Origin of the sequence: Bacillus salitolerans (assembly GCF_042680805.1) — a bacterium.
GTDB lineage: Bacteria > Bacillota > Bacilli > Bacillales > SA4 > Bacillus_CJ > Bacillus_CJ salitolerans.
The window spans coordinates 1-638 of record NZ_JBHUEM010000031.1 but is presented as its reverse complement, the minus strand read 5'-3'; the positions used below and the strand labels follow the sequence as shown (position 1 = coordinate 638).

The 638-nt window shown below is 39.5% G+C and carries 1 protein-coding gene; it reads left to right on the top strand.

The genetic code is table 11. The annotated features are described in order from the left end of the window. On the top strand, nt 1-536 hold a 536-nt coding region (locus ACFSCX_RS16305), incomplete at its 5' end, for a transposase (RefSeq protein WP_377929314.1). Nucleotides 537-638: the final 102 nt, after the last annotated feature.

Sequence of the window (638 nt, the reverse complement as noted above, 5' to 3'; positions counted from 1 at the left end):
AAAATTACGATGATATTCTTTCAAAACGCAAGCGTACACCACTCATTACGTATGGTCATTATTTAAATGAACAAAAGAAAAAATACAAAAACGACCCGTTCAAATCGAGCAATTGGGCCTACGATGAGGAAAGTGATAGCTACACCTGTCCAAATCAGCAACCAGTTCAATTTAAATATCATTCGGTTCGCACGGATAAAACAGGATTCGAGCGTACGTTCAAAGTCTATGAGTGTGAGGACTGTACGGGCTGTCCACTTCGTAAAAACTGTACGAAAGCGCAAGAAGGGAAAAATCGCCAACTCATGATTAATGAGAAATGGGAACAACAAAAAGAATATGTGAGAACGAAGCTTTCAGATGAAGAAACGGCTGCCATTTACCGCCAACGTAAAATGGACGTGGAGCCAGTTTTTGGATTCTTGAAGGCTAATTTAGGTTTCACTCGACTTTCAGTACGTGGAAAATTGAAAGTTGAAAACGAAATCGGCCTCGCATTAATGGCCGTGAATATACGAAAATATGCGGCAAGATGAGAAGTTCTTGTCCGCACATAACTGAAATCTAATGAAAAAAGTGAAATCGATGACACGATTTCACTTTTTTTCATATAGAGAAGCTAGTTATGTCCCAGCCTC